Here is a 14349-nt window from a genome sequence, read left to right as displayed (position 1 = left end):
TTCAGTCCTGTCGGTAGAGTTCGGTGACACCGACCGCGCCAAGCCTTGTGAGGCAGGCGGCGGTGGTCTCGCCTCGAAATCGTGCTTCGCGGATGGCTGCGGCAATGCGGCCAATGCCGCGCGCAGCGTCATAACCAGGCCTGTATCCGGCGGGAAGGATTTTTGCCGTCCCGTCCACGACAAGTCCGGCCCCGTTTTCGCCGCCGACCAGTGTCAGCGCTGCCGGGCCGGGATGGGCACAGCCCTTGGCGCAGCCGGAAATGTGCAGGGTGACGGAGGCATCGAGGAGGTCGCGGTTTTCTGCGGCGATGGTCTCGGCAATGTCGCGCGCGGCGATCCGGCCGGAGGCGCAGGCGGGGGCACCGGGGCAAGCGGCGATTTTCGTGCGTGGGTCGGCAGCGTCGGTAACGAAGCCGAGGGTGGTGGCGATGTCCCGCAGCTGGGGGCAGGCGGCCGGTGGCAGGCCGAGAAAAAGCAGCGCGCGGCCCGGCGCCAGGCGGATTTCGGTTGCGCCGAGGGTGAGGGCCTGTTGCGTGAGCTCGATGAGTTTTTGCGCCGGCATGCTGCCGAAGGGAAGGCCGATGCCAAGGGCGGTGCCATCTGTCAGATCGAAAACGCCAATGGGCAAGCGAGCCGGCCCAGGAAGGCGTTCCACGGCGCCCCCCTCTGTCCTGCCGGACATCTCCCCCACTTGGGGGGAGATCGGCAGCTTCGCCGGCGGCTCCCCCTTAGCACCTCGGGTGATTGGCGAAAGCGGAGACAAGGGCGAAATCTCCCCCCTCGTGGGGGAGATGTCCGGCAGGACAGAGGGGGGCGCGAAGGAATGCCAACTTGCGAGAGATCTTAACTGCCTCTCCGTCAAATCCCTTGCATGAGCTTCGCGGCCTTTTTCGGCAACCATCCTGAGCATCGCGACTGCAATATCGCGCACCGCATCGTCTTCCACCGTTACGAGCGGCCTCGCATTCTGCCTATCACCCGCGACAGACACCTGCCACTTGATTCCCGCATCGGTGCGCGTTGCAACGAGCCTGACATCGGCCGTAACCGCATCCATGCTCAACTGTCCGCCACCATCGACAATTACCGAAACCTTCGGGCCGAGGCGCTGCGGAAGGCCTGCTACCTCGATCGCTGCACGAGTGCGCTCGGCTAGTGGGCGCGGATCTGCGATCTCCTGCGGGTCGAGCCCCGCCAGCGGTCCGCGCTCCACCGGCACGCCGGTGCGCACGGCGATGCCGAGCGCGTCGACCTCCATTGCCAGAAGCCGCGCGCTGGCCGGCGTCAGACCGCGTATCTGCAGGCTGCCGCGAGCAGTCACTTCCATGATGCCGTTGCCGTGCCGCGATGCGGATTCACCGAGTGCGACCAAGGACTTCGGCGAGAGTCCTCCAGCGACCGGGTTGAGCCGCACCAGAAGCCCGTCGCCGGTCTGCATCGGCGCGGACAAAGCGGGGCAGGCGCCGCGTCGGGAGAAGGCGTTCATGCCGCCACCCCCTGGGCTTGGGCGATCAATGCGGCGAGGTCGTCGTCGACGGAATTGCGCAGCGGGTGCCAGAGACCGCGCCGCCGCGCCGACAGAAACCGCTCGGCGATGATTTTCGCCGCCGCCGGGTTCTCGCGCAGGATGAAGGCGCGAACCGTGGGATCGCTAAGATAGGCGTCGTGCACGGCCTCGATCAGCGCGCCCGATATGGCATGAGTGGTCTCGGCAAAGCCGACCAGCCGGTCGACCGTCTCGGCGAATTCCGAAGCGCCGCGCGGGCCGTGCCGCATCTGGCCGGCAATGAAGCGCGGGTTGACGGCACGCGCCCGCACGACGCGCGACACCGCTTCTCCGATCGAGCGCGGCTTCGGCTTTTGCGGGTCCGTGGTGTCGAGGACGATCACGTCGGCGTTCTTGCCGAGCGTCGCAAGCGCCGCTGAAAAGCCGCCAATGAAGGCGACATCGGCGGAACCTTCGAGGATGTCGCGGCCGGGGTCATCTCCCGTATGGACGAGAAGGTCGGCCTCGGAGACACGATCCTCAAAAGCGCCTGGCGACGAAATCCCTTCCCCGTCGGCGCCGCCATAGGCATGCGAAGTGGCGTCGAGATAGGCGCGACCGATCTCTTCGCGCGCGGCCCAGTCGCCGCTCGACAATAAATCCTCGACGCCGGCGCCGTAGGTGCCGGGCGACGTGCCGAAAATGCGCGGGCTGATCTTACCGTCAGCGCGGGCCTTGGCCGCGAGCGGGTTTTCCGTCGCGTCCTCGTCGCGGGCGGCGACGGCGTTGGCGGCCGCATCGATCAGGGCGATCTGGGTCGGGAACATATCGCGGAACAGGCCTGAAATGCGCCAGGTGACATCGACGCGCGGGCGGCCAAGGGTGGCCGGCGGCAGCACCTCGATGCCGGTGACGCGGCCGGTGGCAGAATCCCATTGCGGCCGGCAGCCCATCAGCGCCAGCCCTTGCGCGATCTCTTCGCCGCCGGTGCGCAGCGAGGCCGAGCCCCACAGGTCGATGACCAGCGAGCGCGGCCAGTCGCCATGCGATTGCATGTAGCTGCGCAAGACCTCGTCGGAGGCCGCCCCGCCGAGATCGAAGGATGTCGGCGTCGGCATGGTACGTGGATCTGATGTGAACAGGTTGCGGCCGGTCGGCAGGACATCGCGCCGGCCACGCGCCGGCGCGCCGGCAGGACCGGCAGCGACATGGCGGCCGTCGAGGGCCGCGATCAGCGCAGACCTCTCGGCCGCCGCACTTTGCTGGCGCAGCGGATCGGTCTCGCCCGCGGGCGAGCGGCCAAAGATGTGAAGGCCGTCCTTGATGGCGAAATCCTTGAGGTCGCAGAGCCAGGCGTCGATGCGGCGCAGCGCCTCGTCCGGCGCGTCGGTTCCGGCGACGCCCGCCTCTGACGCGAGACCGGTCTTTTCAGCGGTTTCGACGATCAGCCTCGCCAGGCGATCGCGACGGCGGCGGTCGAGCCCGTCAGCCTGGGCATATTCGTCGACCAGCCGTTCAAGCTGGTGCTGGTTTTCGTCCAGTCCGGCGCCGGTCAGCGGCGGCGGCAGATGGCCGAGGGTGACGGCGGCAATGCGCCGCTTGGCCTGTGCGGCCTCTCCCGGGTTGGAGACGATGAAGGGATAGACGACGGGCAGGGGACCGGTGACGATCTCGGGGAAGCAGTTTTCGCCGAGTGCCACGGTCTTGCCGGGCAGCCATTCCAGCGTGCCATGGGCGCCGACATGGATGAGGGCATGGACGCCGACCGTCTTGCGCAGCCACAGGCCGAAGGCGATCAGCGCATGCCGGGGCGGCAAGGTCGGGTCGTGGTAGTCGGCGCGGCGGTTCGTGGAACGGCCGCGATCGGGGGCGAGTGCTACGGTGATGTTGCCGAAGGTGGCGGCGCGGAAGGGGAATTTTGCGGTGGTGGGCGCTTGAACACCCCCCTCTGTCCTGCCGGACATCTCCCCCTCAAGGGGGGAGATCGGCAGTTCCGCCGACGGCTCTTCCTTAACATCCTCGGTAATTGGCGAAAGCAGCGACGACAGCGCAATCTCCCCCCTTGAGGGGGAGATGTCCGGCAGGACAGAGGGGGGCGCATCGCACAAACCTGTCTCATCTGCCGCATTCCCCCACGCGGCCTCTACCGCAGCGATGGCCGCCGGCGGCAATTCCTTCGAGAACGTCAGATACTCCTTCAATGCCAACCCTTGGTCGGCCGACTCCAGCATCTCCAGCAACTCCCGCGGCGTTTGCGGAATCCCTTCAACGGCGTAGCCCTGTTCCCTGAGGTCATGCAGCATCGCCAGCACGCTGGACGGCACGTCGAGGCCGACGGCGTAGCCGGTGCGGCCGGGGGCGCTCGGATAGTCGGGGATCAGGATGGCGAGCTTGCGTTTTTCGCGCGGCGTGCGCTGCAGGCGCACGAACGCCTCGACACGGTTCGCCACCTGCGCCACGCGGTCCGGCTCCGGCCGGTTGGCGAAAGCGCGGAAAGCCAATGCGGGATCGACCTCGCTCTCTCCCTTGAAGGAAATGGCGCCGGCGAGAATGCGGCCGTCGAGTTCGGGCAGCACGACATGCATGGCCAGGTCGGCAGGCGCCAGGCCGCGCTGATTGTTTTGCCAGATATCGCGGCGTGTCGTCGCGACGATGACCTGGAAGACAGGAACGCCGGCGCGGTCGAACAGGGTTTCGACGCCGGGCTCAGCACCGGAGGCGAAGGCCGTGGCGGTGATGATCGCGGCAGGGTTTAGCGCGGCAAGCGCAGTCTCGACAAAGGCCAGCGATGCCGGGTCCTTGAGGCTGGAGACGAAAATGGGGACAGGGATGATGCCGCGCTGCCCGAGCGCTTCGAACAATGCGTCGATCGGCGCGACATCGGCGGCGAGCAGCATCGAACGGTAGAAGAGAATTGGCACGACGTCCTCCTCCCCCTCGAGGGGAGGGTGGCCCGCAGGGCCGGGTGGGGTCGTTGCGGCAGTGCTCGACGTTTTTTGCTGTTGGCGCACTTCACAGGCGACCCCACCCCCGGCCTGCGGCCGGACCCTCCCCTCGAGGGGGAGGGGGACGTCGCGCTCGACCCCCAGTCCCGGTTGATAGTAGCCGGCTTTTGGCACGCTGACAGGTTCAGCGACCGCCACACCTGATCCGGCGAGACTTGCCAGTCTCTGCACCAGCGCCGTCATATTCTCCGGGCCGCCCTCGCGGAAATAGCCGAGCAGGCCGTTGAGCTCTTCGCGCGGCAGCGTCGAGCATTCGATCAGCCGGAGATCCTCGTCGCGGCATTCGCCGGGCAGCAGTGCCAGTTTTATGCCGCGTGCGCGGGCGATCGAGGCGATCTGGTCGCAGCCGTAGCGCCACCAGTCGTAGCCGCCGAGGATGCGAACCAGAATAACCCTGGCGTGCCGGGCGACGCTGTCGATCCAGAGATCGACGGACATCGGATGGCGCAGATCGCGCAAAGCCGCCAGCCGCATCGAGGGCAGGCGTTCCGCGTCCGTCTTCCACGCTGCTGCCAGCCCGGCCAGATCGCTGTCGGTGAAAGACAGCGCCACGACATCGGCAGGCGTCTGCCTGAGATCAACAGGCTCGGCGAGATCGTCGAGCGAGGCGGATGTTGTGGTGAGGATGTGCATCGCGGCTCGTGCCTGAGGTCAGCCGGCGAGAATACGCTCGATGGCCGGGCGGTTCAGCCCTTTCAGGCCGATGACGACGAGGCGCGAACGGCGCTCGTCCTCGGCGGTCCAGGCGCGGTCGTAATAGTGATTGACGCGTGGGCCGACGGCCTGCAGCAGGAGCCGCATCGGCTTGCCGCCGACCTCGACGAAACCCTTGACGCGCAGCACGTTTTCTTCCTCGGCCGCGGTGGCGACGCGCAACGCCAGCTCGTCGGGATTGGCGATCGATGGAATGTCGATGACGAACGAGTCGAAATCGTCATGCTCATGATCGAGCTCGTCGTCGTGATGGGTCTTGCGGTTCTCGATGTCGTCCTCGACGGCAAGGCCGAGGCCGAGCAGCACAGACGGATCGACCTTACCCTGCGAGGTCGGCACGATCTTGACGGCGCGCGCGGCATGCTCGCCGATGATGGCATTGGCACGGGCCGAGCCGGCGGCGTCCATCAGGTCGCTCTTCGACAATATGATCAGGTCGGCGCAGGCGAGCTGGTCCTCGAACACCTCTTCGACCGGATCATCGTGGTCGAGCGTCTCGTCCTGCGCGCGCTGCGCCTGCAGGGCGTCCATGTCGTTGGCGACGCGGCCTTCCGCCAGCGCCGGTCCGTCGACGACCGCAATGACGCCATCGACGGTCACCCGGCTCTTGACCGTCGGCCACTGGAAGGCCTGGACCAGCGGCTTGGGCAGAGCCAGCCCGGAGGTTTCGATCAGGATATGGTCGACTTTCGGCGATAGCGACAGGATCTGGTCGAGCGCCGGGACGAAGTCGTCGGCGACGGTGCAGCAGATGCAGCCATTGGCCAGTTCGACGATGTTTTCCTCAGGGCAGGTGTCGATGCCGCATCCCTTCAGAATCTCGCCGTCGATGCCGATATCGCCGAACTCGTTGACGATGATGGCCAGCCGCTTGCCGCCGGCGTTTTCGAGCAGGTGGCGGATCAGCGTCGTCTTGCCGGCGCCGAGGAAGCCGGTGACGACGGTGCAGGGCACGCGGGAGACGGAAGTGGTCATATCTGATCCTTCACAAGGTCGAGGGGAGGAATGCGGGCGACGAGGCCGCGTTTCAGGCAATCGGGCCGGCCGCGCCATGGAATGAGGCCGTCCGTCGAGGTGGCGAAGAGCTTTGCACCGGCGACCAGATCGGCGCCGCTGGTCACGGTCAGGTCGCCAAAGACATAGCTCCAGCAGCCGTCGCGCAGGATCGCGGCGCTCAGCCGGCGCTTGCAGTTGCCGAGGCATTCGACGGTGCGGATACTGATATTTTCGCCTGATACAGCGCGGCGCGTGTCTTCGGCCAACAATTCGCCGGCGCGGGGATGGCCGTCGGAGCCGGTTTCGTCCCGGCAGGAGGCGCAGACGATCACGGTGACGTCGGCCAGAGCATCATCATCGCCGGACAATACGCCCGCTGTCTCAGCCGAAAAACTGCTGTCGCGTTCCAAATCAGGCTCCTTGCCCGGAAAACCCGCCAGGCGATCGGATTCTTATGTCCTAGACGGCAGGTCTCCTGGCTCGCGGGTCATCGCCTTGGTGCCGCCTTCCCGGGACCGTCCCAGTGGTTTTCGGCCTTGGCTCGTCGCTTACAGTTGCGGGGACAGCCGCGGATTTGAAATCGGGGATTTCGCACCGCATTCCCTCTTGGCTCCTCCCTTTGCCGAGAGGAGACCGTCTGAACCGGATTTAGGCTTGTGCAGGCAGTCGTGTCAACGCACGTCTACGACGCGGCAATGTCGGCGAGAGCCGAACCCAGATCACCGGCCGGCGCCACCTCGATGCGTTCCAGGCCGAGCCAACCCTGCATCAGCTTCAACTCGTCGAAAAGCTCGGCGGCGGTTTGCGGCGGGGCGCCGGGCTCGGCATAGGCGGCATGGACGCGCAGCACGCCGGCGGGGCGGTCGGCCTTGAGGTCGATGCGCGCCACGATCCTGTCGCCGAGCAGGAACGGCAGCACATAATAGCCGTATTGGCGCTTTTCGGCAGGGGTGTAGATCTCGATGCGATAGCGGAAGTCGAACAGTCTTTCCGTGCGCGCCCGCTCGAAGACGACGGGATCGAACGGAGCGAGCAAGGCGCGCGCCTCGATCTTGCGCGGAAAACGGGCGTCCTTATGAAGATAGGCAGGCTTGTCCCAGCCTTCGACGCGAACCGGCAAAAGGTCGCCTGCCTCGACCAGTTCCTCGATGCGGCCCTTGATGTCGGCGGGAGAGAGGCGGAAATAGTCGCGCAGGTCGCCCGCTGTCGCGACGCCGTGGGCGCGGGCGGAGATGCGCAGCAATTCGCGGTGCGCATCCTCCGGGGAGGGCACCGGCAAAGCAAGTACTGCCGGCGGCAGCACGCGCTCCGGCAGATCGTAAAGCCGCTCGAAGCCACGACGCGACGCCGTGGTGATACGGCCGGCCCAGAACAGCCATTCGAAAGCGTGCTTGGCGTCGCTCCAGCCCCACCAGCCGCCGTTTCCCTTCTGGCCTTCGAGGGCGGATGCGGCGACCGGCCCTCGTTCGACGACCTCGCGATAAATGTCTTCAATGTAGGCGGCGCGTTCGCGGCCCCACTTGGCCAGTCCGTTATACATTTCCTCGCCACGTTCGGCCCGCTCCATGCGCCAGCGCATCAGCGGATAGGTTTCGACCGGCAGAAAGGAGGCTTCGTGCGCCCAATATTCGAAGACCGTGCGCTTACGCGTCACGGCGGCGTTGTCGAGCAGCGCAAGCGGGTAGGGGCCAAGCCGCGAATAAAGCGGCATATAGTGGGCACGCACCACCGCGCTGACGGAATCGATCTGCAGCAGGCCGGTCCGGCCAAGCACACGGGCCAGATGGCGGCGATTGGGCGTGCTGTTAGGGCGAGGATCGGCAAACCCCTGGGCGGCAAGCGCGATGCGCCGGGCCATGGCGAGCGGGATTTTGTCCTTCATGCAGACGGCACTCTGTTGGCGTTCAACCAAGGTTCGGGCGAATGATTCCGCGTCATGCTAGCAGGGTTGTGGCGGCATCTATGTCAGGAGAGAAAAGTGGAGTAAAAGGTGAAGGAAATCAAACAGGAGCGGATCAGACCAGTTTATCCGGATATGCCGTTCAGCACCGTGTTTTGAACAAGGTTTGACTTGCTTCGCCGAAAGCCCTGCGCTAACCCTCGCCGCATTGCAGCATAGAGCCCCCTAAAACGGTTCAGTGGTTAAACTGTCACGCTTCCGCAAGTGGGTCCGGTGCTGTAATCAGAGTGGATTGGCCGCCAACGGAAAGCTGCAGCATGAACGCATTGTTGAGTTCGTACCTGCCCATCGTCCTGTTCATCGGCGTGGCGCTGGTCGTCGGCCTGGCGCTGCTTGCCGCACCCTTCCTGGTGGCCTACCGCAACCCCGATCCGGAAAAGCTTTCCGCCTATGAATGCGGCTTCAACTCGTTCGATGACGCCCGCATGAAGTTCGACATCCGTTTCTACCTGGTGTCGATCCTGTTCATCATCTTCGATCTGGAGGTGGCCTTCCTGTTTCCGTGGGCAGTGTCTTTCAGCCAGATCGGCATGCTCGGTTTCTGGTCGATGATGGTGTTTTTGGCGGTGCTGACCATCGGCTTTGCCTATGAATGGAAGAAAGGAGCGCTGGAATGGGATTGAGCGACAATTCCGGCACGCTCGTCGCGCCGAAGCCAAAGGGCATTCTCGACCCCAGCACCGGAAAGCCGGTGGGGGCGAATGATCCTTTCTTCCTCGAGATCAACAACGAGCTGGCCGACAAGGGCTTTCTCGTCACCTCGACCGAGGCGCTGATCACCTGGGCGCGTAGCGGCTCGCTGATGTTCATGACCTTCGGTCTTGCCTGCTGCGCGGTCGAGATGATCCACACCTCGATGCCGCGCTATGACAGCGAGCGTTTCGGCGTCGCGCCGCGCGCGTCGCCGCGCCAGTCCGACATCATGATCGTCGCCGGCACGCTGACCAACAAGATGGCGCCGGCGCTGCGCAAGGTTTATGACCAGATGCCGGAGCCGCGCTACGTCATCTCGATGGGCTCCTGCGCCAATGGCGGCGGCTATTACCACTACTCCTATTCGGTGGTACGCGGCTGCGATCGCGTCGTGCCTGTCGACATCTACGTGCCCGGCTGTCCGCCCAGTGCGGAAGCGCTGCTCTACGGCATCCTTCTGCTGCAAAAGAAGATCCGCCGCACCGGCACGATCGAGCGGTGAGCGGGATGATGAGCCTGAATGAACTCTCGACCTATCTCGGCGAGAAGCTGAGCGGCCGGATCGGCGATGCGGTGTTTGCCTATGGCGAACTCACCATCTCTGTCGAGCCGCACGATCTGATCGAGGTGGTGACCTTCCTGCGCGACGATCCAAAATGCCAGTTCATCTCGATCATCGACGTCTGCGGCGCCGATTATCCGTCGCGGGCCAAGCGCTTCGACGTCGTCTATCACCTGCTGTCGCCGAAGCAGAATATTCGCATCCGCATCAAGGTCCAGGCCGACGAGGAGACGGTGGTGCCGTCGATCACCGGCGTTTATCCCGGCGCCGACTGGTTCGAACGCGAAACCTACGATCTCTATGGCGTGCTGTTTTCGGGTCATCCCGATCTCAGGCGGATTCTGACCGATTACGGCTTCGAGGGTCATCCGCTGCGCAAGGATTTCCCGCTGACCGGTTTCGTCGAGGTGCGCTACGACGACGAGGCCAAGCGCGTCATCTACGAGCCGGTCGAACTCAAGCAGGAATTCCGCAATTTCGATTTTCTCAGCCCTTGGGAGGGGACGGATTACGTCCTTCCAGGCGACGAAAAAGCCAAGACGAATTGAGACGCCAAAATGGCTGAAACTTCCGTCCGTAATTTTAACATCAATTTTGGACCTCAACACCCTGCAGCGCATGGTGTTTTGAGGCTGGTTCTTGAGTTGGACGGCGAAGTCGTCGATCGCGTCGATCCGCATATCGGGCTGTTGCATCGCGGCACCGAAAAGCTGATCGAAGCCAAGACCTATCTGCAGGCCGTGCCCTATCTTGACCGGCTCGACTATTGCGCGCCGATGAACCAGGAGCATGCCTTTGCGCTGGCCGCCGAGCGGCTGCTCGGCATCGAAGTGCCAAAGCGCGGCCAGCTGATCCGCGTGCTTTACTGCGAGATCGGCCGCATCATGTCGCACATCCTCAATGTGACGACGCAGGCGATGGATGTCGGCGCGCTGACGCCGCCTCTGTGGGGCTTCGTCGAGCGCGAAAAACTCATGGTGTTCTATGAGCGGGCCAGCGGCTCGCGCATGCATGCGGCCTATTTCCGGCCCGGCGGCGTCCACCAGGATCTGCCGCAGCAGCTGGTCGAGGACATCGGCAACTGGATCGACCCGTTCCTGAAATCGCTCGACGATCTCGACGCACTGCTGACCGGCAACCGCATCTTCAAGCAGCGCAATGTCGATATCGGCACCGTCTCGCTGGCCGATGCCTGGGCGTGGGGCTTTTCGGGCGTCATGGTGCGCGGATCCGGCGTCGCCTGGGATCTGCGCAAGTCGCAGCCCTATGAATGCTATGCCGAGATGGATTTCGACATTCCGATCGGCAAGAACGGCGACTGTTTCGACCGTTACCTCGTACGCATGGAAGAGATGCGCCAGTCGGCGAAGATCATGCGCCAATGTGTCGACCTGCTGCTCGGCAAAGAAGGCACGGGGCCGGTGTCAAACCTCGACGGCAAAGTGGTGCCGCCAAAGCGCGCGGCAATGAAGCGCTCGATGGAAGCGCTGATCCATCACTTCAAGCTCTACACCGAGGGGTACCGCGTGCCGGCGGGCGAGGTCTATGCGGCCGTTGAAGCGCCGAAGGGCGAGTTCGGCGTCTATCTGGTCTCGGACGGCACCAACAAGCCCTATCGCTGCAAGCTGCGAGCGCCGGGCTTTGCGCATCTGCAGGCCATGGACTTTTTGTGCCGCGGCCACATGCTGGCCGACGTCACCGCTGTGTTGGGTTCACTCGATATCGTGTTCGGGGAGGTCGATCGGTGATTCGCCTTCTGAGCCCAATGTTGATCTTCACTGCTGTGTTAATCTTCACTGCTGTCGCATTGCACCCTGCATATGCATTCGAGTGCGGGGCGTCTATCGATGCTTCCGATCTCGTGAAGCAGCACTTCAAGCTGAGCTACGTCACGCTTGGCATGCAAGAAAGTGCGACAGCTGAATCTGCCGATGTCGATGCTTTCTATTTCAAGAGAGATACGTGCGAGTGTAGCGTCGCAGCGCCGGATGGCGCGAGTTTCTCTAAGGCGGAAGTATCAGCAGCCGCTTCCGGCAAAGCAGGGCTCGTGCGGCTAGTCGCTCGATTGACTGGCAAGTCCGGCGTTTGCCCGCCTGTCATGACAAATTCGCCGACTTTCCATTGTTTCGACGGTACGGCGAAACTTTGTAAGGAGGCTGCAGCAAGATGACGAACCTATACGTGTTTGGTGAGGTCGATCGCTAGATGTCAGTCCGCCGTCTCGCAGAAGCCAGCCTCCAGCCAGCCGCCTTCGCCTTCAACCGGGCGAATGCGGCAGCGGCGAAGCAATGGATCAAGAAGTATCCGAAGGGCCGCGAGCAGTCGGCGATCATCCCGTTGCTGATGCTGGCGCAGGAGCAGGAAGGCTGGGTGACCAAGGCGGCGATCGAGACGATCTCCGACATGCTCGACATGCCCTACATCAGGGGGCTCGAAGTCGCGACCTTCTACACGCAGTACCAGCTTAATCCGGTCGGCACCCGCGCGCATATCCAGGTCTGCGGCACCACGCCCTGCATGCTGCGCGGCTCGGAAGCACTGATGGACGTGTGCCGCTCGAAGATCCATCACGACCAGTTCCACACCAACGACAAGGGCACGCTGTCGTGGGAAGAGGTCGAATGTCTTGGCGCCTGCGTCAACGCGCCGATGGTGATGATTTTCAAGGACACGTTCGAGGACCTGACTCCAGAGCGGCTTGCCGAGATCATCGATCTCTATGACGCCGGCAAGGGTGCCTCGGTGAAGCCGGGGCCGCAGAACGGCCGCATCACCTCCGAGCCGATCACCGGCCTGACGACGCTGAAGAACGAAAAGGCGATCCTGAAGACGACCCGCGACAGGGAAGCCAAGGCAGCCGCCAAGGCAGCCAGGGAGGCAGCGCCAGCGGCAATTGTCGCGACGCCAGCCGCTCCGGCCCAGGCACCGGCCGGCCCCGTTGCGCCGTCGAAGGCCAGCAAGCCGAAGACCGATGCGCCCGAAACCAGCCCGGCGCTGAAGTCGCCTTCGCCAGTCAAGGTGGCACCAGAGACGGAAAAGGCGGCGAGCGTCGCCGCACCGCGGCATTCGGCCGCCAACGCCAACAAGGCCGCGCCGGAAGTCGAAAAGGTTTTGAAACAGCGCAGCGGTCCCATAATCAAGGCTGAACCAGCGGCCGCTTTCAAGGCGCCGGAAGCCAAGGGCACGCAGCTCGGCGCTGCCAGTAAGACGGCCGCCGCGAAGACGACCAATGCCAAGCCTGCCAAGCCTTCGCTCGAGGACAAGAACCGGCCGGCCGGCATCGCAAGGCCGGCATTGGTCGACGATCTCAAGCTGATCTCAGGCGTCGGTCCGAAGATCGAGGGCATCCTGCATTCGCTTGGCATCTTCACTTACGCGCAAGTCGCGTCTTGGAAGAAGGCCGAGCGCGAGTGGGTTGACGGCTATCTCAGCTTCCACGGCCGCATCGAGCGCGAAGACTGGGTCAAGCAGGCCAAGGCGCTCGCCAAGGGCGGGATCGCCGAATATTTCCGCGTCTTCGGCAAGAAACCGGTCTGAGGAACGAACAATGCTTCAGGACAGAGACCGCATCTTCAACAACATCTACGGCCGCTTCGACAAGTCGCTGGCCGGCGCGATGGCGCGCGGCGCCTGGGACAACACGCCCGGCATCATCGCCAAGGGGCGCGACTGGATCGTCAACGAGATGAAGGCATCAGGCTTGCGCGGCCGCGGCGGCGCCGGCTTCCCGACCGGGCTGAAATGGTCGTTCATGCCCAAGCAGAGCGACGGCCGGCCGAGCTATCTCGTCGTCAATGCCGACGAATCCGAGCCCGGCACCTGCAAGGACCGCGACATTTTGCGCCATGACCCACACACGCTGGTCGAGGGCTGCCTGATCGCCGGCTTCGCCATGGGCGCGGTCGCCGCCTACATTTATGTGCGCGGCGAGTTCATCCGCGAGCGCGAGGCGCTGCAGCGCGCCATCGACGAGGCCTATGAGGCCAAGCTGATCGGCAAGAACAACACGTCCGGCTACGATTTCGACATCTACATGCATCATGGCGCCGGCGCCTACATCTGCGGCGAGGAAACGGCGCTTCTCGAAAGCCTCGAAGGCAAGAAGGGCCAGCCGCGGCTGAAGCCGCCATTTCCGGCCAATGTCGGCCTCTATGGCTGCCCGACGACGGTCAACAATGTCGAGTCCATCGCCGTGGCGCCGACCATTTTGCGCCGTGGCGCGGCCTGGTTCTCGTCCTTCGGCCGGCCCAACAATGTCGGCACCAAGCTGTTCTGCATCTCCGGCCACGTCAACAATCCGTGCACCGTCGAAGAAGCGATGTCGATCCCGTTCCGCGAACTGATCGAGACGCATTGCGGCGGCATTCGCGGCGGCTGGGACAATCTGCTGGCGGTCATTCCGGGCGGCGCTTCGGTGCCGCTGGTGCCGGCGGAGCAGATCATCGACGCACCGATGGATTTCGATGCGCTGCGCGACCTGAAATCGGGCCTTGGCACGGCGGCTGTCATCGTCATGGACAAATCGACCGATGTCGTGAAGGCGATTGCGCGGCTTTCCTACTTCTATAAGCACGAGAGCTGCGGCCAGTGCACGCCGTGCCGCGAAGGCACCGGCTGGATGTGGCGGGTGATGGAGCGGCTGGTGCGCGGCGAAGCGCAGAAGCGTGAGATCGACATGCTGCTCGACGTGACCAAACAGGTCGAAGGCCACACGATCTGCGCGCTGGGCGATGCGGCGGCATGGCCGATCCAAGGCCTGATGCGGCATTTCCGTGGCGAGGTGGAGCGGCGTATCGACGAGTTTTCCCGCAACGCGCACCGCGCAGAGCCGGTGATGGTGGCTGCGGAATAGAGACGAATTCGAAATACGGGCGAGTGCCCGGTTGGAATTCGGGCGACTGCCCGATTTGAAATACGGGCAAATGCCCAATTT

At 64.2% G+C, this 14349-nt stretch carries 12 protein-coding genes and 1 riboswitch; of the genes, 7 read left to right on the top strand and 5 right to left on the bottom strand.

The genetic code is table 11. From position 1 onward, the window contains the following. Position 1: 1 nt before the first annotated feature. The 5 genes from cobG to BQ8482_RS36155 all read right to left on the bottom strand — a co-directional run bounded on the left by cobG (position 2) and on the right by BQ8482_RS36155 (position 8083). Positions 2-1486, bottom strand: coding sequence for a precorrin-3B synthase (gene cobG, locus BQ8482_RS36175; RefSeq protein WP_123151877.1), 1485 nt, complete (start codon positions 1484-1486; stop codon positions 2-4). Further along, positions 1483-5124 (bottom strand): cobaltochelatase subunit CobN, encoded by a 3642-nt coding sequence (locus BQ8482_RS36170; RefSeq protein ID WP_123151876.1) that lies wholly within the window; start codon positions 5122-5124, stop codon positions 1483-1485. Before BQ8482_RS36170 ends, cobG begins: the two co-directional genes overlap by 4 nt. 18 nt (positions 5125-5142) lie before the next feature. Continuing rightward, positions 5143-6180, bottom strand: coding sequence for a cobalamin biosynthesis protein CobW (gene cobW, locus BQ8482_RS36165; RefSeq protein ID WP_123151875.1), 1038 nt, complete (start codon positions 6178-6180; stop codon positions 5143-5145). Then, entirely contained in the window at positions 6177-6611 is a 435-nt protein-coding gene (locus BQ8482_RS36160) for a DUF1636 family protein (protein WP_123151874.1), read from the bottom strand. The genes cobW and BQ8482_RS36160 overlap by 4 nt, the downstream gene beginning before the upstream one ends. Before the next feature lie 38 nt (positions 6612-6649). Next, positions 6650-6854, bottom strand: a riboswitch (cobalamin riboswitch). 29 nt (positions 6855-6883) lie between these two features. After that, a complete protein-coding gene (locus BQ8482_RS36155; protein ID WP_123151873.1) occupies positions 6884-8083 on the bottom strand; it encodes a winged helix-turn-helix domain-containing protein in 1200 nt (399 codons plus the stop codon). A 335-nt stretch (positions 8084-8418) separates the two neighbouring features. Between BQ8482_RS36155 and BQ8482_RS36150 the strand changes: the two genes are divergently transcribed. The 7 genes from BQ8482_RS36150 to nuoF are packed head-to-tail and all read left to right on the top strand — an operon-like array spanning position 8419 to position 14268. After that, positions 8419-8784 carry an NADH-quinone oxidoreductase subunit A gene (locus BQ8482_RS36150; RefSeq protein ID WP_023798850.1) on the top strand — a complete coding sequence of 122 codons (366 nt, stop codon included), beginning with the start codon at positions 8419-8421 and terminating at the stop codon, positions 8782-8784. Further along, positions 8775-9356 (top strand): NuoB/complex I 20 kDa subunit family protein, encoded by a 582-nt coding sequence (locus tag BQ8482_RS36145; protein ID WP_027156092.1) that lies wholly within the window; start codon positions 8775-8777, stop codon positions 9354-9356. The genes BQ8482_RS36150 and BQ8482_RS36145 overlap by 10 nt, the downstream gene beginning before the upstream one ends. Positions 9357-9361: 5 nt before the next feature. Next, positions 9362-9964 carry an NADH-quinone oxidoreductase subunit C gene (locus BQ8482_RS36140; RefSeq protein WP_123151872.1) on the top strand — a complete coding sequence of 201 codons (603 nt, stop codon included), beginning with the start codon at positions 9362-9364 and terminating at the stop codon, positions 9962-9964. Between the two features lie 9 nt (positions 9965-9973). Further along, on the top strand, positions 9974-11164 hold the full coding sequence (locus tag BQ8482_RS36135; RefSeq protein WP_095494650.1) for an NADH-quinone oxidoreductase subunit D: 1191 nt from the start codon (positions 9974-9976) through the stop codon (positions 11162-11164). After that, complete coding sequence (locus BQ8482_RS36130; protein ID WP_133254899.1) at positions 11161-11586, top strand: hypothetical protein; 426 nt, start codon at positions 11161-11163, stop codon at positions 11584-11586. Before BQ8482_RS36135 ends, BQ8482_RS36130 begins: the two co-directional genes overlap by 4 nt. Before the next feature lie 35 nt (positions 11587-11621). Then, on the top strand, positions 11622-12953 hold the full coding sequence (locus tag BQ8482_RS36125; RefSeq protein ID WP_123151870.1) for an NADH-quinone oxidoreductase subunit E: 1332 nt from the start codon (positions 11622-11624) through the stop codon (positions 12951-12953). 10 nt (positions 12954-12963) lie between these two features. Further along, positions 12964-14268: an NADH-quinone oxidoreductase subunit NuoF gene (gene nuoF, locus BQ8482_RS36120; RefSeq protein ID WP_123151869.1), complete on the top strand. Its 1305-nt coding sequence runs from the start codon at positions 12964-12966 to the stop codon at positions 14266-14268. Positions 14269-14349 lie beyond the last annotated feature (81 nt).

It is taken from the genome of Mesorhizobium delmotii (genome assembly GCF_900149755.1).
Classification (GTDB): domain Bacteria; phylum Pseudomonadota; class Alphaproteobacteria; order Rhizobiales; family Rhizobiaceae; genus Mesorhizobium; species Mesorhizobium delmotii.
Note: the sequence above shows the minus strand (reverse complement) of the source record. Positions and strands in the feature narration are given on the sequence as shown.

Coding starts and splice junctions, on each gene's coding strand:
- cobG (WP_123151877.1), bottom strand. CDS start 1,486: ATGAACGCCTTCTCCCGACGCGGCGCCTGCCCCGCTTTGTCCGCGCCG.
- BQ8482_RS36170 (WP_123151876.1), bottom strand. CDS start 5,124: ATGCACATCCTCACCACAACATCCGCCTCGCTCGACGATCTCGCCGAG.
- cobW (WP_123151875.1), bottom strand. CDS start 6,180: ATGACCACTTCCGTCTCCCGCGTGCCCTGCACCGTCGTCACCGGCTTC.
- BQ8482_RS36155 (WP_123151873.1), bottom strand. CDS start 8,083: ATGAAGGACAAAATCCCGCTCGCCATGGCCCGGCGCATCGCGCTTGCC.
- BQ8482_RS36150 (WP_023798850.1), top strand. CDS start 8,419: ATGAACGCATTGTTGAGTTCGTACCTGCCCATCGTCCTGTTCATCGGC.
- BQ8482_RS36145 (WP_027156092.1), top strand. CDS start 8,775: ATGGGATTGAGCGACAATTCCGGCACGCTCGTCGCGCCGAAGCCAAAG.
- BQ8482_RS36140 (WP_123151872.1), top strand. CDS start 9,362: ATGATGAGCCTGAATGAACTCTCGACCTATCTCGGCGAGAAGCTGAGC.
- BQ8482_RS36135 (WP_095494650.1), top strand. CDS start 9,974: ATGGCTGAAACTTCCGTCCGTAATTTTAACATCAATTTTGGACCTCAA.
- BQ8482_RS36125 (WP_123151870.1), top strand. CDS start 11,622: ATGTCAGTCCGCCGTCTCGCAGAAGCCAGCCTCCAGCCAGCCGCCTTC.
- nuoF (WP_123151869.1), top strand. CDS start 12,964: ATGCTTCAGGACAGAGACCGCATCTTCAACAACATCTACGGCCGCTTC.